The following is a 23,260-nucleotide window of genomic DNA, read 5'->3' on the forward strand; positions in this document are numbered from 1 at the left end:
GGCGCTTCCCAGGAGCGAGTGGATGCAGCAGTATAGGTAACATGTTTTCTTGCGAGCTGTTTAAGACTTGAATATAATAGACTACAAGAACCGAGCATAGACCGTATCCGGAAGGAGACGGTCTATGCTTTTTGCACGGGGGAATCGATGTTCATCTGATGGAAGTGGAGGGACTGGGAATTATGCGAACCAACTACAATGGCAAAAATAGCAATGAGGACAAGCTGAATGGTTTACTCGCAGAACGGTTAATGAATGTCATAAGGCAGCACGAGGGGTTAATGCGAGATTTAATAACCGTCAGGGCATTGAATCTGCCGGAGTGTTATATCGCTGCGGGTTACATACGGAATTACGTATGGGATCTGCTGCACGGTTACACGCGAACCGATCGACACACGGATATCGATGTCGTGTACTATGATCTGGAAGACGTGACCGAGGCGCGAGACCGTCGTTTAGACAGCGAACTGAGGTCATCTACCGGGAATGATAAATGGTCGGTGAAGAATCAAGCCAGAATGCACACTCATAACGGAAACGGGCCGTATCACTCAACGTGGGACGCTTTATCTTACTGGCCGGAGGTTACGACAGCTATCGGTGCCAGATTAACGCTGGATGATCAGATTGAATTGTGTTGTCCCCATGGACTGGAGGATTTATTCGCACTACGCGTCCGAAGATCTCCCAAATTTCACGATCGAGATTACTATCTGGAGCGGATCCGAAAGAAGAATTGGCAGAACCAATGGCCACAGCTTACGATTTATGAAGATTAGTTGAAGGGGTTTAAAGCGTAAGAAGGAGGAGATACGATGCAAATTCGCCCATATCAGCGGGAAGATCTGGAGGCCCTGACGGCGTTGATCAGCGACCTGGGTTATCCGGTAATGAAAGATCAGATGAACATACGGATGGATAATATGGAGGCTGCGCCCTTCTATCATACTTTTGTTGCAGAGCGGGAAGGAAGTGTAGTCGGAATGGTGGGGTGCCGCGATATTCTGAGTTATGAACGGGATGGGTATACAACGCAGATCCATGCATTGATAACAAAGAAAGAATTGCAAGGCCAAGGGATTGGCCGGACGCTTGTCGAATTTACGGAGAAGTGGGCTATCGAGCGAGGAGCGAATGCCTTGGTGTTGACGAGTGGCGATAAGACCGAATGGCAGCATATTTCCGAGTTCTATGAACGGCTCGGATTTGTGCGATCCGGACTCCGCTACGTGAAGAAACTGTAATATAACTAAAGGGAGTGGGTTAGTGGTGGAAAAATACACGCATTTAGGCGTGTACGGTGTGCTGATTCAACACGACCATATCCTGTTGATTCAAAAAGCCAGAGGTCCTCATAAAGGCAAATGGGACTTGCCTGGAGGTTCAGTGGAATTCGGTGAAGAGCCGGAGCATACCTTGCAGCGTGAATTTGTGGAGGAGACGGGGCTTGCCTCCATCAAAGGCAACATCCGCACGGCGATCTCTTATACGCTTGTCTATCAATATAACGAGCACAAGATGGAGGAACTGCATCACATCGGGATTATTTATGATGTTGAGGGTATAGGAGAACGCCAGTCGATTCGGGAGGAAGGCGATGGCCATGATTCCATGGGAGCGAAGTGGATCAAGTTAGAGGAGTTGATGTCGTTGCCGCTCACTCCTTTTGTAGAGATGATGATGGAACCGGTGATGAACAGTGAGGTGAAGCAAGAAGAATGACAACGTTATATTTTGTAAGGCATGCCGATTCTCCTTATGTTGAAGGGTTGGAGCGGGAACGTGGCTTGTCAGAACGGGGAATCGTTGCTACGGAAAAAGTAAGGGTTTGGCTGGCAGGTGAAGGAATAGATATGATGATCTCCAGCCTTATCAACGCGCAAAGGACACCATCCAGTCTTTGGCCGATGCGATCGGGTTAGAGATCATGGAAGAGGAAGACTTAAGGGAACGCAAGCTCGGTGATTTACATGAAATATCTTTTGCCGATGCCAAGCGGAAGTTGTACGCAGACCGGAATTTCTCCTTGCCCGGCGGGGAGTCCAGCAGGGATGCTCAGAGTCGGGCAATCAAGGTCATCAACAATATATTGGATCAATATGCGGGCAAACGGGTGGTCATTGGAACACATGGTGATATTATGACGTTAATGTTAAATCATTTCGACGCCCGCTTTGCTTATGAGTTTTGGCAGGGAACCAGTATGCCGGATATTTATCGAGCAGACTTTGAACAAGGAACTCTGGTTAACATCGCGCGATTATGGAATGAAGAGTAAAGTATGAAGAAACTCAGCAGAAACCAAGTGCATGAATCGATTTTTGGATTCATGGCACTTGGTTTTATGTATATATAGCTTACTAGAATTTGAATATGTTTATCGTCTTCTGGAGCTGGAATACGGCATTGTTCATCGCTTCTGCTTCGTCTGCCATCTTCTGAATGGAGGATATCCCTTCATTCATCGAGGCAGATACTTGTTCAGTTCCAGCCGCGGACTGCTGCGTGATCGCCGATATGTTCTGAATGGCCGAAGATATGTTTTGTGCGCTGTCGAGCATGGACTGGCTTTCTTCCGTAAAGGCTGCAATCTGCTCTGATATGTATCGTACACTGTTCACGATCTCCATAAAGATCTGCTCAGCTTCGCGAATCATTTCGGTCTGCTGCTGTACTACATCTTCGTTAATCTTAATGTTCTGCGTAGCATGTTTGACATCAGATTCAATGCTGCGGACGAGATTAAAAACTTCGCGTGTAGATAAGGTTGATTCTTCTGCCAGCTTACGCACTTCTTGCGCAACGACGGCAAATCCGGCACCGTGCTCTCCGGCTCTGGCTGCTTCAATCGATGCATTCAGTGAGAGCAAGTTCGTCTGATCCGCGAGCTCAGATATCGTTTCGGTAATCTTGGTGATGCCCTTGGCGCTCTTGGCTAAAGCATCTATGGATTCGGATACTTTGGCAGTTGCCTCAATATTGCGCTGCATGCCTGCGGATTGCCTCGTTACAGATTCGCGACCTTGTTCAACGAGATCGAGTGTTTCCACGGAACGGGAGTTCATCTCTTGGGTTGAATGGGTGTAATTACTTACCTTCTCTTCAATCTCACGGATGGAATGCGTCATCTCGGACACATCCTCGGAAATTTCATTCGCTCCGACGGCAAGCTCATTCGAAGAGAGGGAGACTTGATTCATGACTTGTATGAGTTCCTGATTCTTGTTCGAGATGTTGCGGCTTGAATTCATGACTTTGCGAGAAATATCCGAAGTTTCCTGCAATATACGTCGGAGCTTGTCCACCATACTATTAAATGTACGGCTTAGATCGTTCATGCCGCCGATCTCCTGGACCTGGAAGGTGAAGTCGCCCTTGGCGATTTTGGCAGAGACGCTGGAGATTTCGGTAAAGGAGTGGGTCAAGGTGTTCTCAATGACTTTGGAGAGTGGGAAAGTGAGCCCGGATAAGATCAGGACCAGGATGATACCTATAATCGATTTGCCCATGAGGATAAAAGCTAGCAACATCGGAACCGCGAACAGGGCAGCGATAAGATAACAGGCTGCTGTGATTTTTCGTGAGAGCGGGAGTCTGTTGAACCATGCCATAAGAATGAGTCCTCCTCAATTTTATAGGATATATTTACCATGATTATAACATTGGGCGACAAAAGTAGATAGGATCTTTTGATGAATTTTGCTGAAATAGGTCGTTAGAACTGGAGGAGGGAGAGGGACCGGCAGGGCAGCAACAAGATCGGCATAGCCCCTCTAACTCCTGAAAGTTGCGGTACGGAAGTTTCCCGTTTATTTTACAGCTTTGAATAGAGCGGATGCCAAGTAATCCGTGTTATCGAGTATCATCCGGTCGTGCTTAAACAACGTTTCCCAGAGCGATTGGTCGAACAGAATGCCTTTGTCCCGCTGTTCGAAGGTATCCAAGTGACGAGTCTGTTCTTCCTTCAATTGTTCCGTGAAGTGATTGTATTCCAGCGCATCGACCGATTGGAACCCGGATGAGAGCAGAGAATGGCTCCATTGCTCACGCAGCATCAGATTCGGTATGCCGAAGAAGGCAAGCAATTCTTGAAGCTGTGGCTCCGGCATAGGTTTGTCGAGCAGAAGCTCTCTGTCCAGCAGTGTGCCTCCATCATCCAGAACACGGTAATATTCTGGGAGCGACTTGGCGGTGTCCGTAAATACGGTAACCGATTCTGCAAGGATCAGATCAAATTGCCCATCATCAAACGGCAGGCTGCATACGTCGGCCTGTTCAAAAGTTACGTTCATCCCCATAGCTTCAGCCGCTTGCGTGCCTTCTTAATCATGTTCTCATTCAGGTCGACAGCCGTTACCTCATAGCCCAGCCCGGCAAGGTGACATGATGTTCTGCCCGTACCGCAGCCTACCTCAAGGATGCGGCTGTTTGATTGGATCGGGTAATTCTTCAACATTCTTAACGTTGCTTCAAAACCACCTGGATGCGCACTTCCCATGCCAAGTTTGGAGAGCATATTAATGTAATTCATTGAATATATCCCTTCTTTCCTTCAGATCATCAGGATAATCGTTTATTTACCATATGATTAAGGTACGTTTGGGGTTTTCGCTGAATTAAATATTTAGAGCCCTTTTTTTGGGGATGAGAAGAGTAGCTGGGGGAGACCGGGATGAAAGCAGATCCAATTCAAACTGCACAACAATTAATTCATAGCGAATATCCAGCGTGTCTGCTCGCTGTTCTTGGCGGCAGTGCAAGTCGCGGTGAACATAATGATCATTCTGACTTGGACATCGTCATTTATGAACGCGATGGAGATGACATGCGTCGATATACGGTGGAAGTGAACGGATGGACGACTGAGCTATTCGTGTTATCACTGTCCTCCTATCGAGCCTATTTCGATTCGGGAGTTATGGCGGCCAATCCGACATTACAGCGAATGACGGCAGAAGGTAAAGTATTATTGTCCCAGCCGGAGGGCGAAGAGATCCTGCTCGAAGCTAAGCATGATCTGGATTATGGCCCAATGCCGCTCACGTTAACCGATATAGATGAATACCGTTATATGCTGACGGAATATATGATGGATTTAACAGCGGTTCTAAACGAAGGTGAGAAGTGGTTTACCGTCCAGAAGATTATGACGCTGTTGTGCGAATTCGTACTGAGGGTCAATTCGATGTGGGTGGCCGAAGGTAAGATGTTATTCCGTTTGTTCAGCCGTTTCAACCCTGAGAGCGGGGCGCAGTTGGAGCGAGCATTATCAAAGCTATATCGCCTTGACGATGCTTCACTGCTGTTTGAGCTTGTCGAACGTTCTCTTGCTCCATTCGGAGGACGATTGCTGATCGGCTACGAGGAATAACCGAGGCTATCGTCATTTTGGAAAGGTACAATAGCCGTGACCCCAGGCTCGGAGGAGCAATACATTAATAGTGTGATGATATCACGTCATTCTTTTATCCAGGAGGGATCTTCATGAGCGGAGTATACGGTGGCGAATGGGGTAGTTCAGTAGGAATGATTTTGGTTCTCTTTATCCTGCTCGTAATCATCTCGAGTGCTTGGGTATAAACGGTGAGGTCAGATCTTGATCAAAAGCAACAAAAACCCGGCAGATGTCGGGTTTTTGTTCTATATATACGCGAGACTTAACGCTGTTTGACCGAAGGGCTGTGTGCGGACACCGTTGCGGTCATGACCAGATGACTGTGATCAGACTGGATGGCGTGTAGAAATGCAGCTTCGAGTGAAGCAAAGACGTCTACGAGGGAACCGTCTAATCGGCTCGCATAATGGACACTGCCAGCGAATGTGCCGCTCTCTTTGGCTCGATCAACTTCCCGGTAAATGACGTCCATATAGTTCTCCGTTCCGAGGGGGTAGAGCGAGAATTGACATGCGGTTTGGATGTGGGCTTGCTCTCCGATACTGCTGTTTAGGCGGTTGGCATCCTCGGACATGTAAACATCCGCCTCCGTGTCTCCCGGGCAACCGATGGAATACGTGCCATTGAACACGGTATGAACGCCGCTGGAGGCGGCAAAGGCATACATCGCTCGCGTGACATCAAAGACATGCTCGGCACGACCACGGATGCATGTACTTACATCGTCGGTACTCATCCATACTTTGTCTTTATGGACAGAGTCTAGGGCTCCCATAATGATCTCTACAAAGCGGTCCGACATCGGCAATATGGAGAACCGACAGCCTACGATTCGACTCGTTCCACATACTAGTTCTTTCATTAATAATGATCCTCCTATTCTTAGCGCATACAAAATAAACTGCACCCGCGAAGAAGGTGCAGTTATGCTACGCCAAGAAATACAGCATAAATGCTACACTTCCCCACGCTAGTATGACCTAGATCGGGTAATAAGGGTTAACAGCAGCTTGCCGTCTCTCAGCACAGGGCACCCCTAGCACAGCTATTTCGATTCGCTTCATTATAGAGATTACAGACTAGTGTACATCTCTATCTTGTAGTCATTGTACCGTGAAGCTGGCTTGTTATCAATTATAATGAAGAAAGACCGTTGACTCAGGAGCGTACCCTGGTCAACGGTCTTAGTTGTTTTTGGCTTAGTTATATACTTTCACGCGGTCTTCAAGCGGTGCAAATTCCTTCTCGCCAGGATCTGCTACAGGTTTACCGAAAGGCATTTGAGCGATCAGGTTCCAACTCTCAGGGATGTTCCACTCGGATTTCACTTTCTCGTCGATCAACGGGTTGTAATGCTGCAGGGAGGCTCCCAAGCCTTCAGCTTCTAGGGAAGTCCATATAACAAACTGCAGCATGCCGTTGGATTGATTAGACCACACCGGGAATTTATCTGCATAGAGCGCGAAGTTTTGCTGTAACCCGGTTACGATATCGTTGTCCTCGAAGAACAAGACCGTACCGTACCCAGCGCGGAAAGAGGACATCTTGTCCGCTGTCGATTGGAACGCATCTGCATCACCTACGACTTCTTTCAGAATACCCTCGGTGATATTCCACAGTTTATCATGTTGTTCTCCGAGCAGGATGACAACGCGAGCACTTTGAGAGTTAAAGGACGAAGGTGTGTACTTGACAGCTTCACTCACAAGTTCCTGTATGCGTTCGTCCGATATGACAGGTTCCTTGCTGATGGCGTAGTAGGAACGGCGATTCTTAAGAGCTGTTGAGAAATCTTTGGACATAGTTGTAAAGCCTCCTAGGTTATCATGTTGTGCATAATTCGGATACAAGATTTCCACTATACCCTCGAAAGTATGCATATGGATTATAATTATTATTTATCACTAACTTACTTTTAGTTATTTATAATAATTATGTTAGTATACTAAATCATTATTCAGTTCATGTCAACTGTGAGAACGTGTTTCATTTCTTTACCCTCTTATTGAGAATTCAAACGCCCGCGGATAGCGGGACAGATACTGATTCTCATTGATCCCATACTAATTTGCTAAAGAACGAACGCTCATGCTTACAACATATGAAAACATTATACTATGGTTTATAAAGTAAACTTCATACTTATGAACAACTGATGAACAACTCATACATATTCATGAACATTTATTGATTTTCATTCTCAATTATACTTGTCGACTGAGAATGAGGATGATATAATGCATATCAGAACGCAAATGATAATCAATCTCATTGAGAATGAGATTAAGCATGCGACTGAACGGATCGTTTGAGACACAAGCATAGAAGGAAGAGCCATGAAATTAAGATACTTATTTGCAGCCGTAGTGGTGCTCTCCATAATCTCATTGTTTATCGGGGTAAAGGGTATATCACCACTTGATCTGTTCTCCATGACAGAAGAACAACAGCATATTATGCTTGCTAGTCGAATCCCAAGATTAGTCAGTCTCGTCTTGGCAGGTGTCAGCATGAGTATCTGCGGATTGATAATGCAGCAGCTAAGCCGGAACAAGTTCGTATCACCTACGACGGCGGGGACCATGGATTCCGCAAGACTTGGTATTCTAGTCGCTATGCTCGTATTCACGACGAGCGGACCGCTCGTTAAGATGTTGGTCGCTTTTGTTTTCGCTCTACTAGGAACTTTTATCTTCATGAAGATCCTCGATCGAATCAAGTTCAAGGATGCGATCTTTATTCCGCTTGTCGGGCTCATGTTCGGTAACATCGTCAGTTCGATCGCAACCTTTTTTGCTTACAAGCATGATCTGATCCAGAACATGTCAGCTTGGCTCCAAGGTGATTTCTCCATGATCATTAAGGGCCAATACGAAATGCTGTATATCAGCGTACCGCTTGTCATTTTGGCTTATCTGTTCGCTAACAAGTTTACGGTAGCCGGTATGGGTGAGGAATTCGCAACGAATCTGGGGCTTAAATATCGAAGTGTTGTGAATTTGGGATTGGTCATCGTAGCACTGGTGACAGCATCGGTCGTACTTACTGTTGGCGTAATTCCTTTCCTGGGTCTGATCATACCTAACATAGTAAGTTTGTACTTAGGAGACCACTTGAAAAAAAGCCTTTCGCATACCGCATTGCTGGGGGCCGGGTTCGTATTATTCTGTGACATCCTTGGCCGGATTATTATTTATCCCTATGAGATTCCGATTAGCTTAACCGTGGGCGTACTCGGAAGCGGTATATTCATTTTCTTACTGATGAGGAGAAAGGCTTATGACTTATAAAGCCAAGATCGGCCTACTGGCCGCAGCGGCAATCATCCTGGTAGCAGTCTTTCTATTCATTGATCTCGGAGGCAGTTGGGATTATGCCTTTCCAAGGCGAATCAAGAAAGTGCTTGCTATTATTCTGACCGGCGGGGCGATCGCTCTGTCAACCACGGTGTTTCAAACGGTCACGAATAACCGGATTCTGACGCCAAGTGTTATGGGTTTGGACTCCCTGTATATTTTGATTCAGACAACGGTCATCTTTGTTTTCGGATCATTCACGCTGTATCAATTAGGGAGCAACCTTAATTTTCTAATTAATGTCGGTGCCATGATCCTGTTTGCCGGGGTCCTGTACAAAATATTGTTCAAGCGAGAAGGCAACAATATCTATTTCCTCCTGCTGATCGGAATGATCTTCGGAACCTTGTTCTCCAGTATGTCTTCGTTCATGGAGGTACTGATTGATCCCAATGAATTCCAATATGTGGCGGATAAGATGTTCGCCAGCTTCAATAATGTGAAGACCGAGTTATTGGTAACATCGATTGTCCTTATCGCACTGTCCCTGTTGTATTTTGCAAGGTATGCCAAGTATCTGAATGTACTGGCTCTCGGACGTGAACAAGCGATCAATCTAGGCGTTAATTACGATCATGTCGTAAAAAGGCTGCTGATCGTGGTAGCCGTGTTAATCTCAGTGGCTACAGCTTGGTAGGACCGATTACATTCCTTGGTCTGCTGGTGGTGAACGTGGCTTACGAATTTATGAAGACGTTCCGGCACTCCTACTTAATAACAGCTTCCATACTTATTAGCATTATCGCTTTGGTTGGCGGTCAATTGGTTGTGGAACGGGTCTTTACCTTCTCCACAACACTGAGTGTCATCATAAACTTCATCGGCGGAGTGTATTTCATATACCTGCTGCTAAAGGAGAGTAAATCATGATTCAGGTGACGAACGTATCGAAAGTATATGGCGGCAAAAAAGTCGTTGATAACGTATCGGTTACGATTCCGAAAGGGCAAATCACTTCGTTTATCGGGCCGAACGGTGCAGGGAAAAGTACCTTGCTGTCCATGATCAGCCGTTTAACGGGTAAGGACAGCGGTCAAATTACGGTAGACGGTAAAGAGGTCAGCCAATGGAAGAGCGGCGATCTGGCCAAGAAGGTGTCGATCCTGAAGCAGTCTAACCATATCAGTCTTAGGCTGACGGTACGCGAGCTAGTATCATTTGGACGCTTTCCCTATTCACAAGGCAGGTTAAATGCAGAGGACGAGAAGTTCGTCGATGAGGCAATTTCATACATGGAGCTTGAGGATATGCAGCATAAATTCCTTCATCAGCTTAGTGGCGGTCAAACGCAGCGTGCCTATATCGCAATGGTTATTGCCCAGAATACGGAATATATTCTGCTTGACGAACCGCTTAATAATCTGGATATGAAACATTCGGTACAGATTATGAAGATCCTTCGCAAGCTGGTAGCAGATATGAACAAAACGATTGTGATCGTTATTCATGATATAAACTTTGCCTCCTTCTACTCGGATTACATCGTTGCGTTGAAAGATGGCGCCATTGAGAGCGAAGGCAAGACGGAGCAAATCATCCAGAGCAATGTGCTGCGAGATATTTATGATATGAACATTGAGATTGAAGAGATAAATGATAACCGGGTGTGTGTCTATTACGCTTAACACATACAGAACGTTTGAAAGGTGAGATAAGGATATCTTATCTGGTATAAGACCTTATCTCAGCAAACGGCTCAGGCTGCCTCGATGAAGGACGGCGCGGCTTTATCTGTCTCCAACAACTTACTAATTCAACCATAAATTCAAATATATGATTGAAGGTTTAAACTAAATATACAAGATGGGGTGTAGGTAATGAAGAAGTGGTTAACGTTATTCATGGTGGCAATGTTCACCATCGTATTGGCAGCATGTGGTCAGGACGATAATTCGGCAGGTGCCGATGGAGATACAACAGGAGCTGGGGACACTCCACCGGCAGCAACAGAAGAGCTTACGATCAAGCATCAGCTTGGTGAAACCGTAGTGCCTAAGAATCCTGCTAGTGTGGTTGTTTTTGATTTTGGTATTCTTGATTCTGTTGATAAGCTGGGCATTGAAGTCACAGGAGTTCCGCAAGCGAATATCCCTGCGTACCTGTCCAAGTTTGAAGATGCGAAGTATGAGAACGTAGGCAGCTTGAAGGAGCCTGATTTCGAGAAGATCAACAGCATTAAACCAGATCTGATCATCATTTCCGGTAGACAGCAAGATGCCTATGATGAATTGACCAAGATTGCTCCGACGATCTTCTTGGGTGTCGACACTAACAGGTACATGGAATCTTTCGAAGAGAACATGCACACCTTGGGTCAAATCTTCGATAAAGATGCTGAAGTTGAGCAAGAGCTCACGGCCATCGAAGAGAACATTAAGACATTGAATGAAAAAGCAACTGCTACCGATAAGAAAGCCTTGATTATTCTTGCGAATGAAGGTAAGATCAGCGCATACGGCCCTGGATCCCGTTTCGGTATTCTGCATGACGTATTCGGTTTCGATCCCGTAGACCCTAACATTGAAGTAAGCACGCACGGTAAAGACATCTCCAATGAGTACATCGTAGAGATGAACCCTGACTATCTGTTCGTAGTGGACCGCGGAGCAGCCGTAGCGTCTGGCAATGGTGAGTCCGGCGCGAAAGCTGTGGTTGAGAACGAGCTTGTAAAGACAACGAATGCGTTTAAAGACGGCAACATTGTCTACTTGAATCCTGACTTCTGGTATCTGTCCGGCGGTGGCTTGACTTCCGTATCCGAGATGATTAAAGAAGTGGACGGAGCCATTAAATAATCGGATTATTACGATTGAAGAATATTAGTTTAGAGACGCCGGAGCTTTTACCAGAAGCTTCGGCGTTTTGTTTCTGCGCATGAGGGTAAGTGAATAACGAATAATAAGATCATAAGTCAGCATAGGAGGGCTTGTATATGTTTCGAAGTGAGAACTATATTGGTGGACAATGGATCAAGACTAAAGATCAGATTGATGTATATAATCCAGCCGATGGCAAAGTGATCGGTACGGTGCCCAAAGCGGGGAAGAAGGAAGCGAAGCAAGCTGTCGATGCGGCAGCTGAGGCTTTTGCAGAGTGGTCGACAAAGACGGCAGTGGAACGGAGCGAGCTGCTTCGCAGCTGGCATCAATTGATTCAGTCGAACACGGATGAGCTGGCGCGGATCATGACCATTGAGCAAGGCAAGCCGCTCAAGGAAGCGACGGGTGAAATCAAATACGGCAATGACTTTATCGCTTGGTACGCCGAGGAAGGCAAACGAATCTACGGGGAGACGATACCAGGCTCTTCGCCTTCGCAGCGTATCATGGTTACGAAGCAGCCGGTTGGCGTTGTAGCAGCCATCACGCCATGGAACTTTCCTTCGTCAATGATTACGCGTAAGATTGCTCCTGCTCTGGCTGCCGGCTGTACGGTTGTCATTAAGCCCTCAGGAGAAACGCCGTTTTCTGCGATTAAGCTTGTTGAACTTGCAGAGAAAGCAGGTATTCCTGCAGGTGTGATTAATATCGTTACCGGGTCATCAAGCGATATTGCCGACGTCTGGCAGGAGGATAGCCGCGTGCGTAAGCTGTCTTTTACCGGTTCAACTGAGGTCGGCAAGCAGTTAATGGCAGGTGCCGCAGCCACGATGAAGAAGATCTCACTGGAACTTGGTGGACATGCACCGTTTATCGTGACGAAGCATGCGGATTTGGACGATGCGGCTGCAGGTTTGATATCCTCCAAGTTCCGCAATGGCGGCCAGACATGTGTCTGTGCTAACCGTATCTATGTGCATGAATCGGTGGCCGACGAATTCGCGGAGAAGTTTACCAAGCTTGCGAAGGAGCTGAAGGTCGGTAACGGACTTGAGGAAGGCACGGACATCGGACCACTGATTAATCAAGAGGCCGTTGATAAGGTGGTTAGGCATATTAAGGATGCTACGGATAAAGGCGGCGTGCTTCTCGCAGGGGGGCGGGCGTTGCCTGATCTTGGTGGTCATTATGTAGAGCCTACGGTGATCATGCATGCCACCGACGAGATGGAATGCATGCAAGAAGAGACGTTTGGTCCACTCGCGCCAATTACGACGTTCAAGACGTTGGATGAAGCGATCGAACGAGCGAACAACAGTCCGTACGGTTTGGCTGCTTATGTGTATACTGAGCTGTTGGGAGAAGCGGTTAAGCTGTCCGAAGTGCTCGATTACGGCATCATTGGCATTAATGATCCCGTACCGTCCACGGCACAAGCACCGTTTGGAGGTTTCAAAGAGAGTGGATTAGGCCGAGAGGGCGGTCACTATGGTATCGATGAGTTCCTTGAGGTTAAATATATCTCGCTTAGCTTATAAATTAGCAACGCAACAGGGGCATACTGCGGTTCTTTACGAACCGTGCAGTATGCCCCTGACTCATTCTATCTTACCTCAACTTAACGGGCTGGCCCGTTTCAGCGGACGTATTTGCGGCGAGCGTTGCTTCGAGCGTCTTATAGCCGTCTTCATACGTGGCGAGAATCAGATCGCGATTGCCTGTACGGATCGCATCGATGAGTGCATTGGTCAGATTGCGATAGAAGTTGCTCTTGCTGCGGTAGACGATCTCTTTGTCCTTATCGACGATGGAGACCGTCGTTCCATCCAGAATCACTCTGAAATCACGCCCCATAATCTCGATGCCTGACCGATGATCGAACTGGATGAATCCCGTCTGCATATGGCCTACCGCGCCTGAATCAAGCACGAATTGAATCGCCCCCACGTCTGGAATATCCAGATCCGGAATATCGTTCATCAACAGTAGGCTCATATTGGCATATAATTGCGTGATATCGCCGCACAAATATCGAACCAGGTCGAGCGTATGCGTGGATTGCTCGACCAATTGTCCGCCGGAGAGTTCTTTTTTACGCCACCAGGGTGTCGGAACCGGGGTCGTAACGTAGTGAGCACGAACCATGCCGATCTTCTTGTCTTTGAGATACTCTTTGGCGATGGCGACCGTATCCAAGTAGCGCAAGCAGTAACCGGATGCTGCAATAATTCCGCTGTCCGCGATAACTTTAGCCTTATGACGGACGGAATCTGCATCAAGTCCAAGCGGTTTCTCCACCATCAGATGAATGCCTTTGGCAGCAGCCTGCTCCTCGATGTCTCCATGGCAGAATGGAGGTATGCAGACGTATAGAACGTCGAGCGTGGATTCCTCTAACATTTTGCTGCTGTCGGTATAATAGTCCGCACCATACAGTTCGGCTTGCTGTTTGGCAAGCTCGGCATTAACATCGCAGATCGCGCTTAATTGTACAAACTCATTCTCGTAAAGGTTCTTGATATGGACGGCGCCCATGCCTCCAGCGCCGATCACGCCTGCTCTTATCATCGGTTGCATCACTCCTGAGTATTTAAGATGAAATCATTATGATGTCGGAAAGCTATGTATACATCCGTGATTATAGCCCCGGGTACCTATTTATTCAAGCAATATCCCGGCAATCTATTCGCTTGGATGGACGACTTAAAGATCGCGAATGGCTATCGGCTTATGGGCTTCGGATGACCGATAAGCGGCAATGGCAACGGCTAGTGCATGAAGTCCGTCCTCCCCAGTAACCGATGCTTCCGTCGCGCCTGTGCGTATGGAAGCAACGAAATCACGAATCAGACGGGCATCCATGCTGTCCCCCCAAGCGTGGTGGCGATAACCAACCTCGTCGTTATACACATGCAGCTTCTGACTCGTCGCATTCACCGATAGCGTACCGGCTGTTCCAATAATCTCAAGCGTGACGTCTCCCCATGTCGGGAATTCCTTGTTGCGAGACCAACTGCAATCCAGCGTGGCAAAAATCCCGTTGTCAAACTCCATGGTCAGCATGCCGCAATCATCAATGAGTTGGTCCGATATCATATGATCAACCTCGGCATAGACCTCCTGGATTTCGGCTCCAGTAATCCAGCGCATAATATCCGCCACATGAACAGTGTGATCGATGACCGCTCCACCGCCAGAGAGGGATGGCTCAATGAACCATCCTCCCGGAATGCGGCCGCGATTCGTTCCCTTCATCGCCAGAACTTTGCCAAGCTTTCCTTCTGCTATTAGTTGTTTCGCACGAATTACGGAGGCGTTGTAACGTACCGGGAAAGCGGTTTGCAGCAGTACGCCCTGCTTCCGGCACGCATCAATCATCTCCTGGGCATTCTGAATATGGGTGGATAAAGGCTTTTCGCACAAGACGTGTACACCGGCCGCAGCGGCCGCGAGAACATGTTCCTTGTGCAGTGCATTTTCCGACGTCACGATGATGCCGTCCAGCTCTGTGGCGAGCAGGTCATGGTAGTCAGCATAATAAGTCGTTCCAAACCAATCAGCATACTTGCGCCCGCGCTCTTCCATCGGATCTGATATACCGACCAGTTCTATTCCTTCGATGGCCAGCAACGCTTTCGTATAGCTGACAGCATGCATATGCGCAAAACTGATAACTCCGAATTTCATGCTTATTCTCTCCTTACATGCTAGTTGGTTAGTGGGGGATCTCTTTCGCTAATTCGACAGGATGGCCCGTGGTCATGGATGAAAGTGCTGCTAACGCGATTCGCATGGCTTCATAAGCGTCCTTCGTGGTTACCATGGGCTGAGTTTCTTCTCGAATACAAGTTATGAAATGATCCAACTCCCGGTAGTACGGGCTGAATTCAAGTGGGCTTTCCGGTACCGCAACCCCGGGGATTGCGGCAGCACTGCTGCGGCTTTTGAAGATAACAGGGCTGTCCTTGGCACTGTCATAATCGATGACGCCGCTCGTGCCGGCTATCTCGAAATTCATGGAGAAGCTTCATGTGCCCAAGTCCCCTCTACATGGGCGATGACGCCACTGCGGAATCGCAGCGTAACCAGAGCATAATCCAGATGCCCCTGATGATGTCCGTGAAGCCCTTTGGCGTAGACTCGCTCCACCTCGCCGAAGCACCAGCGCAGATAATCGAAATCATGGATCATCGCGTCGAGTGTGATGCCGCCGCTGGCAGCAAAATCACTGTACCAATCGTTCCATCCGGCCGGGTATCCTCCACCGCGGCCCGCCCGGACCACCGTCGGCTTGCCGATGATGCCGCGCTCCAGCAGTTGCTTGGCTCTTACATATTCGGGAAAAAATCGCAGTACATGACCAACGAACAGACGCACGTCCTTGTCGCGGCAGTAATCGATCATGAAGAGTGCATCTTCTTCCGTTCGGGCGAGCGGTTTCTCGCATATCACATGCGAACCTGTATCGGCTGCTTTGATGACATAGGGTTTATGCAATGGAGTTGGCAGACAGATGTCAATCACATCTATCTTCGACCCGAGACGTTCCACTGCAGCTTCGAATGAGTAGAAGGACCGGGTTCCGTGCCGGTCGGCAAGTTTATTCGCCTTTGCTTGTTGGACGTCTACAATACCGGCAAGCTTGACGTCTTTCATAGAGGAATAAGCGGCAGCGTGGGTTCGCCCCATCGTTCCTGCCCCCACGAGTAATACGTGCAACATGTACAATGACACTCCTTTTGTTAACAATCTGCATACGGTGAGTCGGTAGTACGTTTAATTTGAGTCGTTAGTTATTCCATCCATCGAAATAAGTGTGTAAAAACGAACAATGATTTGAGGGCGAAATAGGAAGTTCTGTTGCGAAAGATTATATATCCGTCTTATTTTTTTTGCAAGATCGCGATTACACAACTTATTACAGAACATGTTAATTTAATTATTGGAATAAGTTTAATCGAAGTACTGTAATATAGTATAGTGGATCTAGTTGAAGAAGTGGGTTCGAGGAGGTATGTTAGCTGTTGAACAAAATGAAAAAAGGTGATCATAAATTAATTCAGGCCCTAAATCGGTCCAAGATATTGAATGAAATTCGCACGAATGGTCCGATCTCCAGAATAGATCTCGCAAAGAAAAATAACATAAGTCCTTCTACCGTAGCGGCTGCGGTCCAAGAACTGATTAAAGAAGGATACGTCTCCGAAGTGGGGACCGGTTCCTCCAGTGGCGGCAGAAAGCCGATCTTGCTTAAGTTTAACCCCGACAATCACTATCTGATTTCAGTAGTTATTACAAATTCATATATGAATGTTGCGAGGATGAACCTGGAGGCTGGCATTCTGGCGAAGAAAAGTTATCCGATCAGTGGACTCCAGGGAGATGCGGTGACAGATTACTTGCTTGTTGTGTTGGACGAATGGATCGGACAATTGCAAGACATGGCGTGGTGTGTAGGGATATCCATCACAGTCCCTGGCATTGTGGGTAATGTACAGGGGGTAGTGCACTACAATACCAAGCTGCGGATGTCCAACGTTCCGTTGAAGCAGATCGTATCAGAGCGCTATGGCATGAAGACCTGGCTGGAGAATGATATGAATTCGATCGTACTGGCTGAACGGCGCTTCGGAGCGTATGCTTATCCCAATCTGCTCTATATATCCATTGGGGATGGCCTTGGTTCTGGCATATTGATTCATGATCACATACTCCGCGGCAAGCACGGGGGCGCTGGCGAATTTGGCCATACGAGCGTGAACCGCAGCGGAATTCGCTGTGAGTGTGGCAATGTGGGCTGCTTGGATGGCTATATTAGCTGGATCGCGGTGTATTCACGCATCATCACCGCGATTACCTCGGGTCGCCCAACGATCATTCATGAGCTAAGTGAAGGTGATATCAGTAAGATTGTACCTTCCGTCTATAAGGAAGCACTCGCGCTCGGTGACAAGCTGGCCCGGGACTTAAACGAGGAAATCGCTGAGCATCTAGGAGCTGGTATCGTCAACATGATTAACATGTTCAATCCGGAGGCACTCATACTAGGAGGGGAAATGGCGCTTGGTAACCCAGAACTTCTGGCTAAGGTAGGTCAATATATTGATCGGCATGCGATGCCCATTTTGAGGGACGGCATGGCTTTTGGGTTGGCTTCACTCGGTGAAGAGGACAAGTTAATTGGAGCTGCTTCGGTATTGTTGCATGACTTGTTCGGATTCTCGCTGATCGAAGCTTGAGTTTGACAACGTTTCCATCAGATCGTAATCTTTGGGTAGCGCACAACTGCATTGCGGAAGGGGAAGTGTCGGTGGAAAAGTATATTTTATCATTGGATCAAGGGACGACGAGTTCCAGGGCGATTTTGTTTAATCAGGACGGAACTATTGTTCATTCCGCTCAGAAGGAATTCCCGCAATACTTTCCTCAGCCTGGCTGGGTAGAGCAGAATGCCAATGAGATTTGGGCATCCATACTGGCGGTTATTGCCACTTGCTTGTCTGAAGCCGGAATCAAGGCCGATCAGATCGCGGGGATTGGAATCACGAACCAGCGCGAAACAGCCGTCGTGTGGGACCGAAACAGTGGAGAACCCATCTATCATGCGATTGTGTGGCAGTCGCGCCAGACAGCCACAATTTGCGAGGATTTAATTGCAGCAGGTCACAATGAGAAGATCAGGGCGAAGACCGGGCTGTTGATTGACCCCTATTTCTCGGGCACCAAAATCAAGTGGATTCTCGACCATGTGGATGGTGCGCGCGAACGCGCCGTTAACGGCGACCTCATCTTCGGAACGATTGATACCTGGCTTATTTGGAAGCTGTCGGGGGGGAGAGCTCACGTCACGGACTATTCCAACGCCTCGCGAACGTTGCTCTATAATATTCACGAACTGGTGTGGGATGATGAGTTGCTTGAACTGCTCGATATTCCGAAAAGCATGCTTCCTGAGGTGCGGCCTTCCTCCGAGGTTTACGCCCAGACGATACCGTATCATTTTTTCGGGCACGAGGTGCCGCTCGCGGGTGCCGCGGGGGATCAGCAGGCTGCTCTATTCGGGCAGACGTGCTTCGCTGAGGGTATGGTCAAGACCACGTACGGTACCGGCAGCTTCATGTTGATGAATACGGGCGATAAGCCGGTATCTTCCGAGCATGGTCTGATTACGACCATTGCCTGGGGATACGATGGGAAAGTACAATATGCGCTGGAAGGCAGCGTATTCGTATCGGGGTCGGCCATTCAATGGTTACGCGACGGACTTCGAATGTTCCGAGAAGCGAAAGATAGTGAAGCTTACGCCTCCCGAGTGGATTCCACCGAGGGCGTCTATGTCGTGCCTGCTTTTGTCGGACTCGGCAGTCCCTATTGGAACAGTGATGTTCGCGGTGCGGTCTTCGGGTTGACGCGAGGAACGACCAAGGAGCATTTCGTCAGGGCTACCTTAGAGTCTCTTGCTTATCAGACGCGTGATGTGCTCGCTGTGATGGAAGAGGATTCAGGTTATAAGATCAACATTCTGCGAGTGGATGGCGGTGCCGTGGCTAACTCCTTCCTGATGGAGTTCCAGAGCGATATTCTGAATGTGGCGGTCGAACAGCCTGAGATTATCGAGACGACCGCACTCGGCGCAGCTTATTTGGCTGGCCTTGCCGTGGGTTTCTGGAAAGATCAGGAAGAGATTTGCAGCAAGTGGAGCAATGGGAGAAGCTACACCCCAAGCATGTCGGAGACGGATCGAGAGCGGCTGTATGAGGGGTGGAAAAAAGCAGTAAATGCAGCAATGGCTTTTCATTAGCAATTTATATGTTATAATATCACTAAGTGAATATTTGTCTGGAGACTTGGAGAGACCACTAGACGCGAGATCGCCCCATTATTTGGGGTTATTGCGTGCTTCGTGGTCTCTTTTTTGATGTCTTTATTCCATGTAAGCAAGTTTAAATAAAGAAGAGGGTATATCATACTGGGAGGGATCGGTTATGAATCAACCACAGACGTTATCGAGCCTGGACCGCAAGCAGCGGTTTCAGAAGATTAAAGACCGCACGTATGATTTAATCGTCATTGGCGGCGGCATTACAGGGGTAGGGATCGCCCTTGATGCGGTAACTCGCGGCATGTCGGTCTTGGTGGTGGAGATGCAAGACTTTGCCGCAGGAACGAGCAGTCGCTCGACGAAACTGGTACACGGTGGTCTTCGTTATCTGAAGCAGTTTGAGGTCGGTATGGTGGCGGAAGTAGGTAAGGAACGGGCGGTCGTCTATGAGAATGGGCCGCATGTCACGACGCCGGAATGGATGCTGCTGCCCATCCACCAAGGCGGTACATTTGGCAAATTCAGCACGTCCATCGGCTTGATGGTCTATGATTTCTTAGCTGGTGTCAAGCGTCAGGAACGCCGCTCCATGCTTACCATCGCAGAGACGCTGAAGCGGGAGCCGCTATTAAAGCAGGATGGCTTGAAGGGCGGCGGCTATTATGTCGAATACCGCACGGATGATGCGAGACTTACGCTTGAGGTCATGAAGGAAGCCGCTTCTCGTGGCGCTCATGTCTTCAATTACGCAAAGGCTGAATCGCTGAACTATGACTCGAACGGTCGAATCACGGGGATCACGGTCAAGGATATGCTTGATGGGGAGACGCAATCGGCGATTGGAACGAAGATTGTCAATGCTGCCGGACCGTGGGTTGACCAGATTCGGGAAATGGATAAGTCCAAGAAGGGCAAGATGCTCCAGCATACCAAAGGCGTGCATATCGTGATCGACCAATCGAAGTTCCCGCTCCAACAAGCAGTATATTTTGATACGCCTGACGGAAGAATGGTGTTTGCGATTCCAAGGGATGGCAAAACCTATGTAGGCACAACCGATACGGTTTATAAAGCGGACCCGGTTCGACCGTTAATTACGGTGGAGGATCGTGATTATATCCTGAAGGCGATCCATTACATGTTCCCGAGCGTGAAGATTACAGCGTCTGATGTAGAATCCGGATGGGCGGGGGTGCGTCCGTTAATTTTGGAGGAGGGAAAAAGTCCTTCGGAAATCTCTCGTAAAGATGAGATATGGGAATCGCCATCCGGACTGATCACGATTGCTGGCGGTAAATTGACCGGATATCGTAAAATGGCGGATATGGTTGTCAATCTCGTGGTCAAACGGATTCAGGAAGGGGGAGGCCATGCCTACGGTTCAGGCATAACGAAAGAGATGCCGATATCAGGAGGTCATGTAGGCGGATCGGAGCGTTTCCCTGAGTTTATCCGCAAGAAAGCGGATCAAGGCGCAGCTCAAGGAATCGATCGCAAGCTTGCAGAGAAATGGGCTGCGATGTATGGCTCCAATGTTGCGGAGCTATTCCGCCTGGCCAGTGAAGAAACGAAAAATGAAGAGGTTTCATCGGCGCTCCCACTCTCCGTATTGGTTCCGCTGCAATATGCTATTTTGCATGAGTTAACCGTGAAGCCGGCGGATTTCTTCATTCGTAGAACCGGCTCGCTGTTATTTAACATTGCGTGGACGCGGAGATGGAAGAAGCCCGTGATCGACTATATGGCCGCTGTGCTCGAATGGAATCACGATCAACAGGCCGAATACTCGCGTGAACTCGACGAGGAACTGGATGCAGCCACCCGTCCGGTCGCTGAAGAGGAGTGGTCAGTTTCCCCAGCAGTAAGGAATCAAGGGAAGCTTACTTCATAAGGGATAGAATGAAATACCGTGGTATGATAATCTATATACGTCATATGGAGAGGAGCGATCATTTAATGAACCATAAAGCGTATGTAGATTTATACCAGGGAGAACAAGCCGTTTGGCTTCAGCACGGCTCTTACGAAGCGGTTGTTCTGCCGGAAATCGGCGGCAATCTCATTGCTTTTCGGGATTTGTCGAACGGATACCGTTTCTTGCGCGAACCGCAAGATCATGAGATGGAGGAATTCAAGGGCAATCCAGGAGTCCATGGCATTCCCGTCCTCTTCCCTCCGAATCGTTACGAGGACGGACGATTTCCATGGAAGGGAAAGACGTATCGGTTTCCAGTAAACGAGGAAGAGACAGGTAATCACCTCCATGGATTTTTACATACGATTCCGTGGACGATTGAGGAGTACGGCAGCAGCGAGTCAGAAAGCTATGTCATTGTATCTGTGCGCATTGATGAGTTGCATCCCGTCTATGCGATGCTGCCGCACTGTTTCACGTTTAGATTGCGATATTCACTGAGTAAGGATGGATTATCCCAGCATGTGTTCATCCGGAACGAAGGAACAAGCGAGATGCCTTGTCTTCTGGCCTTCCACACAGCGATTAATGCTCCATTCTCGCCTGAGAGTACGCCGGAGGATTGCAAGGTAATGATTACGATTGGTGAGCGCTGGGAAATGAGTGAGCGGATGCTGCCAACGGGTAAGTTCCAAGAGCTTACCGCGGATGAACAGAAGTTGTGCAGTGGCGGCGTTAACCCGTACTTTGATGCGATGGATAATCACTACACCGCCGTCCCACAGAACGGCAGAAATCGCATGGAGTTAACGGATCAACATTTAGGCAAAACCTTAGTTTACGACGTCGGTACTTCCTTTAAGCAATGGATGGTATGGAACAATAAGGCGAGCAAGAAGTTTTTCTGCCCGGAGCCGCAGATCAATCTGGTGAACGCTCCGAATACGAACCTGCCAGCAGAAGATATCGGTCTGTTCGGGCTCGCCCCCGGAGAGATATGGGAAGAGACTTCCCGCTTGTATCTGATCGATACAAATACGAAGTAAGATGGAGCGTATGGACAGGTACAACCTGGTCCATACGCTATTTTTATTAAGCTTAAGCTATCCGCATCCGAACTTATCCACTGCTACTGTAAGTCCGGGATTCACGCTTACGACGAATGTGATGCGGTATCACAAAGAAGAAGGTATGCATGAGGACGAACAGAGATAATGCAATCAATTCCTCTACCATAATATATACCGGGTGTGGTCCTAACAGGTCCAACAGGGAGGGGGTGTCGGGTTTACGCATCAAGAACATGTAGTTGGAGCCGAGCGCGAGATTCACAAGTCCCACCAGCAGCGCAGCGATATTCAGAAACACCATCGTCCATGCGATCGACCTCCAGGTTGGCCGGTATCCGCGAATCCAAGTCATATATAGTGCGGTTAAAATAATGGCGATATGTACGATAAAGAAGTGAAAGAAGCGGAAATGCGGGAACGGATAGCCGAGATTAGGCGTCAGAATCGCCTGCATGGCACCACCGATGCCGGCAAAGAACACCAACGGGTACAGTGCAGGCTTGTTGGTTACTAGCAAAATGATGGACAGGAACAACGTAATGCTGCACAGTTCAAGTGGCAACGATGTCGCGGGATTCCATATGCCGGTAACGACATACCAGAGATGAAGGGAAGCTTCTGGTAACACAAGCGCGGTTAGCAGTCCGTATTTGATCAAACTTTGAAGGGAAGTGGATGAGCGAATTGTTGATCGGACTGAGCATAGCAACAGCGACGCGATAATTAGGGTTAGTATGGCTATCCCGTGCGCTGTGGAGTAGGCCGTGAATGCGAACGGGTAATCCGGATCGAATAAGGATGCGATAGGTGTTAACCTCCTTTCAGTAAGTGCTGGTGGAAATATACAATATTGTATCACGCTGATGCTGTTTGCATAGAA

Annotated in this window: 21 protein-coding genes, 3 pseudogenes and 1 riboswitch; of the genes and pseudogenes, 16 read left to right on the forward strand and 8 right to left on the reverse strand. The window is 48.2% G+C overall.

Going from position 1 to position 23,260, the window contains the following annotated elements; genetic code table 11:
• Positions 1-131: 131 nt before the first annotated feature.
• The 5 genes from JCM10914_RS20630 to JCM10914_RS20645 are packed head-to-tail and all read left to right on the forward strand — an operon-like array spanning position 132 to position 2,281.
• Entirely contained in the window at positions 132-782 is a 651-nt protein-coding gene (locus JCM10914_RS20630; protein WP_023964244.1) for a nucleotidyltransferase family protein, read from the forward strand.
• Between the two features lie 36 nt (positions 783-818).
• Positions 819-1,247: a GNAT family N-acetyltransferase gene (locus JCM10914_RS20635; protein WP_023964246.1), complete on the forward strand. Its 429-nt coding sequence runs from the start codon at positions 819-821 to the stop codon at positions 1,245-1,247.
• A 25-nt stretch (positions 1,248-1,272) separates the two neighbouring features.
• Positions 1,273-1,725 carry an NUDIX hydrolase gene (locus JCM10914_RS20640; RefSeq protein WP_036719371.1) on the forward strand — a complete coding sequence of 151 codons (453 nt, stop codon included), beginning with the start codon at positions 1,273-1,275 and terminating at the stop codon, positions 1,723-1,725.
• Positions 1,722-1,925, forward strand: a complete 204-nt coding sequence (locus JCM10914_RS31985; RefSeq protein WP_023964249.1) for a hypothetical protein — start codon at positions 1,722-1,724, stop codon at positions 1,923-1,925. Before JCM10914_RS20640 ends, JCM10914_RS31985 begins: the two co-directional genes overlap by 4 nt.
• Positions 1,904-2,281 (forward strand): histidine phosphatase family protein, encoded by a 378-nt coding sequence (locus tag JCM10914_RS20645; RefSeq protein WP_023964251.1) that lies wholly within the window; start codon positions 1,904-1,906, stop codon positions 2,279-2,281. The genes JCM10914_RS31985 and JCM10914_RS20645 overlap by 22 nt, the downstream gene beginning before the upstream one ends.
• 82 nt (positions 2,282-2,363) lie before the next feature.
• On the opposite strand, the gene JCM10914_RS20650 is transcribed toward JCM10914_RS20645, so the two are convergent.
• Positions 2,364-3,614, reverse strand: coding sequence for a methyl-accepting chemotaxis protein (locus tag JCM10914_RS20650; protein WP_023964253.1), 1,251 nt, complete (start codon positions 3,612-3,614; stop codon positions 2,364-2,366).
• Between the two features lie 198 nt (positions 3,615-3,812).
• A pseudogene (locus tag JCM10914_RS20655) lies at positions 3,813-4,534 on the reverse strand (class I SAM-dependent methyltransferase).
• A gap of 141 nt (positions 4,535-4,675) precedes the next feature.
• On the opposite strand from JCM10914_RS20655, the gene JCM10914_RS20660 reads away from it, so the two are divergent.
• Both JCM10914_RS20660 and JCM10914_RS28570 read left to right on the forward strand, forming a co-directional pair.
• The gene (locus tag JCM10914_RS20660) at positions 4,676-5,374 is read left to right on the forward strand and encodes a nucleotidyltransferase domain-containing protein (protein ID WP_023964259.1); all 699 of its coding nucleotides are present in this window, start codon (positions 4,676-4,678) and stop codon (positions 5,372-5,374) included.
• Positions 5,375-5,487: 113 nt separating this feature from the next.
• A complete protein-coding gene (locus tag JCM10914_RS28570) occupies positions 5,488-5,583 on the forward strand; it encodes a YjcZ family sporulation protein (protein WP_081739861.1) in 96 nt (31 codons plus the stop codon).
• A 77-nt stretch (positions 5,584-5,660) separates the two neighbouring features.
• Here JCM10914_RS28570 and JCM10914_RS20665 read toward each other — a convergent pair whose 3' ends face one another.
• Together JCM10914_RS20665 and JCM10914_RS20670 are read right to left on the reverse strand one after the other, a co-directional pair.
• Complete coding sequence (locus JCM10914_RS20665) at positions 5,661-6,260, reverse strand: YkoF family thiamine/hydroxymethylpyrimidine-binding protein (protein ID WP_023964261.1); 600 nt, start codon at positions 6,258-6,260, stop codon at positions 5,661-5,663.
• Between the two features lie 83 nt (positions 6,261-6,343).
• Positions 6,344-6,446: riboswitch (TPP riboswitch) on the reverse strand.
• Between the two features lie 151 nt (positions 6,447-6,597).
• A complete protein-coding gene (locus tag JCM10914_RS20670; RefSeq protein ID WP_023964263.1) occupies positions 6,598-7,200 on the reverse strand; it encodes a nitroreductase family protein in 603 nt (200 codons plus the stop codon).
• 534 nt (positions 7,201-7,734) lie between these two features.
• Here JCM10914_RS20670 and JCM10914_RS20675 point away from each other — a divergent pair.
• The 5 genes and pseudogenes from JCM10914_RS20675 to JCM10914_RS20695 all read left to right on the forward strand — a co-directional run bounded on the left by JCM10914_RS20675 (position 7,735) and on the right by JCM10914_RS20695 (position 13,111).
• Positions 7,735-8,688 (forward strand): ABC transporter permease, encoded by a 954-nt coding sequence (locus JCM10914_RS20675; protein ID WP_023964265.1) that lies wholly within the window; start codon positions 7,735-7,737, stop codon positions 8,686-8,688.
• Positions 8,678-9,624: pseudogene (locus tag JCM10914_RS20680) on the forward strand (iron chelate uptake ABC transporter family permease subunit). Before JCM10914_RS20675 ends, JCM10914_RS20680 begins: the two are co-directional and overlap by 11 nt.
• The gene (locus JCM10914_RS20685; protein WP_023964271.1) at positions 9,621-10,379 is read left to right on the forward strand and encodes an ABC transporter ATP-binding protein; all 759 of its coding nucleotides are present in this window, start codon (positions 9,621-9,623) and stop codon (positions 10,377-10,379) included. The pseudogene JCM10914_RS20680 and the gene JCM10914_RS20685 overlap by 4 nt, the downstream one beginning before the upstream one ends.
• 192 nt (positions 10,380-10,571) lie before the next feature.
• Positions 10,572-11,549 (forward strand): siderophore ABC transporter substrate-binding protein, encoded by a 978-nt coding sequence (locus JCM10914_RS20690; protein WP_023964273.1) that lies wholly within the window; start codon positions 10,572-10,574, stop codon positions 11,547-11,549.
• 137 nt (positions 11,550-11,686) lie between these two features.
• Positions 11,687-13,111, forward strand: a complete 1,425-nt coding sequence (locus tag JCM10914_RS20695; protein ID WP_023964275.1) for an NAD-dependent succinate-semialdehyde dehydrogenase — start codon at positions 11,687-11,689, stop codon at positions 13,109-13,111.
• Between the two features lie 70 nt (positions 13,112-13,181).
• On the opposite strand, the gene JCM10914_RS20700 is transcribed toward JCM10914_RS20695, so the two are convergent.
• From JCM10914_RS20700 to JCM10914_RS20710, 3 genes and pseudogenes are all read right to left on the reverse strand, one after another.
• Positions 13,182-14,141, reverse strand: a complete 960-nt coding sequence (locus JCM10914_RS20700) for a Gfo/Idh/MocA family protein (RefSeq protein WP_023964277.1) — start codon at positions 14,139-14,141, stop codon at positions 13,182-13,184.
• A gap of 135 nt (positions 14,142-14,276) precedes the next feature.
• A complete protein-coding gene (locus JCM10914_RS20705) occupies positions 14,277-15,260 on the reverse strand; it encodes a Gfo/Idh/MocA family protein (protein ID WP_023964279.1) in 984 nt (327 codons plus the stop codon).
• A gap of 28 nt (positions 15,261-15,288) precedes the next feature.
• Positions 15,289-16,295: pseudogene (locus JCM10914_RS20710) on the reverse strand (Gfo/Idh/MocA family protein).
• A gap of 311 nt (positions 16,296-16,606) precedes the next feature.
• On the opposite strand from JCM10914_RS20710, the gene JCM10914_RS20715 reads away from it, so the two are divergent.
• From JCM10914_RS20715 to JCM10914_RS20730, 4 genes are all read left to right on the forward strand, one after another.
• Complete coding sequence (locus tag JCM10914_RS20715) at positions 16,607-17,812, forward strand: ROK family transcriptional regulator (protein WP_036719389.1); 1,206 nt, start codon at positions 16,607-16,609, stop codon at positions 17,810-17,812.
• Positions 17,813-17,883: 71 nt separating this feature from the next.
• Entirely contained in the window at positions 17,884-19,374 is a 1,491-nt protein-coding gene (gene glpK / locus JCM10914_RS20720) for a glycerol kinase GlpK (protein WP_023964287.1), read from the forward strand.
• A gap of 184 nt (positions 19,375-19,558) precedes the next feature.
• A complete protein-coding gene (locus JCM10914_RS20725) occupies positions 19,559-21,286 on the forward strand; it encodes a glycerol-3-phosphate dehydrogenase/oxidase (RefSeq protein ID WP_023964289.1) in 1,728 nt (575 codons plus the stop codon).
• A 65-nt stretch (positions 21,287-21,351) separates the two neighbouring features.
• On the forward strand, positions 21,352-22,356 hold the full coding sequence (locus JCM10914_RS20730; RefSeq protein ID WP_023964292.1) for an aldose 1-epimerase: 1,005 nt from the start codon (positions 21,352-21,354) through the stop codon (positions 22,354-22,356).
• Positions 22,357-22,429: 73 nt separating this feature from the next.
• On the opposite strand, the gene JCM10914_RS20735 is transcribed toward JCM10914_RS20730, so the two are convergent.
• Positions 22,430-23,239, reverse strand: a complete 810-nt coding sequence (locus JCM10914_RS20735; protein WP_231638724.1) for a TIGR02206 family membrane protein — start codon at positions 23,237-23,239, stop codon at positions 22,430-22,432.
• Positions 23,240-23,260: the final 21 nt, after the last annotated feature.

The sequence above is a fragment of the Paenibacillus sp. JCM 10914 genome (assembly GCF_001315105.1).
Taxonomy (GTDB): Bacteria; Bacillota; Bacilli; order Paenibacillales; family Paenibacillaceae; genus Paenibacillus_AQ.

What these genes read in the sequence shown, in the direction of transcription:
- JCM10914_RS20635 (WP_023964246.1), top strand. Translation starts at nt 819, where the DNA reads ATGCAAATTCGCCCATATCAGCGGGAAGATCTGGAGGCCCTGACGGCG.
- JCM10914_RS31985 (WP_023964249.1), top strand. Translation starts at nt 1,722, where the DNA reads ATGACAACGTTATATTTTGTAAGGCATGCCGATTCTCCTTATGTTGAA.
- JCM10914_RS20650 (WP_023964253.1), bottom strand. Translation starts at nt 3,614, where the DNA reads ATGGCATGGTTCAACAGACTCCCGCTCTCACGAAAAATCACAGCAGCC.
- JCM10914_RS20660 (WP_023964259.1), top strand. Translation starts at nt 4,676, where the DNA reads ATGAAAGCAGATCCAATTCAAACTGCACAACAATTAATTCATAGCGAA.
- JCM10914_RS28570 (WP_081739861.1), top strand. Translation starts at nt 5,488, where the DNA reads ATGAGCGGAGTATACGGTGGCGAATGGGGTAGTTCAGTAGGAATGATT.
- JCM10914_RS20665 (WP_023964261.1), bottom strand. Translation starts at nt 6,260, where the DNA reads ATGAAAGAACTAGTATGTGGAACGAGTCGAATCGTAGGCTGTCGGTTC.
- JCM10914_RS20670 (WP_023964263.1), bottom strand. Translation starts at nt 7,200, where the DNA reads ATGTCCAAAGATTTCTCAACAGCTCTTAAGAATCGCCGTTCCTACTAC.
- JCM10914_RS20675 (WP_023964265.1), top strand. Translation starts at nt 7,735, where the DNA reads ATGAAATTAAGATACTTATTTGCAGCCGTAGTGGTGCTCTCCATAATC.
- JCM10914_RS20685 (WP_023964271.1), top strand. Translation starts at nt 9,621, where the DNA reads ATGATTCAGGTGACGAACGTATCGAAAGTATATGGCGGCAAAAAAGTC.
- JCM10914_RS20690 (WP_023964273.1), top strand. Translation starts at nt 10,572, where the DNA reads ATGAAGAAGTGGTTAACGTTATTCATGGTGGCAATGTTCACCATCGTA.
- JCM10914_RS20695 (WP_023964275.1), top strand. Translation starts at nt 11,687, where the DNA reads ATGTTTCGAAGTGAGAACTATATTGGTGGACAATGGATCAAGACTAAA.
- JCM10914_RS20700 (WP_023964277.1), bottom strand. Translation starts at nt 14,141, where the DNA reads ATGATAAGAGCAGGCGTGATCGGCGCTGGAGGCATGGGCGCCGTCCAT.
- JCM10914_RS20705 (WP_023964279.1), bottom strand. Translation starts at nt 15,260, where the DNA reads ATGAAATTCGGAGTTATCAGTTTTGCGCATATGCATGCTGTCAGCTAT.
- JCM10914_RS20715 (WP_036719389.1), top strand. Translation starts at nt 16,607, where the DNA reads ATGAAAAAAGGTGATCATAAATTAATTCAGGCCCTAAATCGGTCCAAG.
- JCM10914_RS20725 (WP_023964289.1), top strand. Translation starts at nt 19,559, where the DNA reads ATGAATCAACCACAGACGTTATCGAGCCTGGACCGCAAGCAGCGGTTT.
- JCM10914_RS20730 (WP_023964292.1), top strand. Translation starts at nt 21,352, where the DNA reads ATGAACCATAAAGCGTATGTAGATTTATACCAGGGAGAACAAGCCGTT.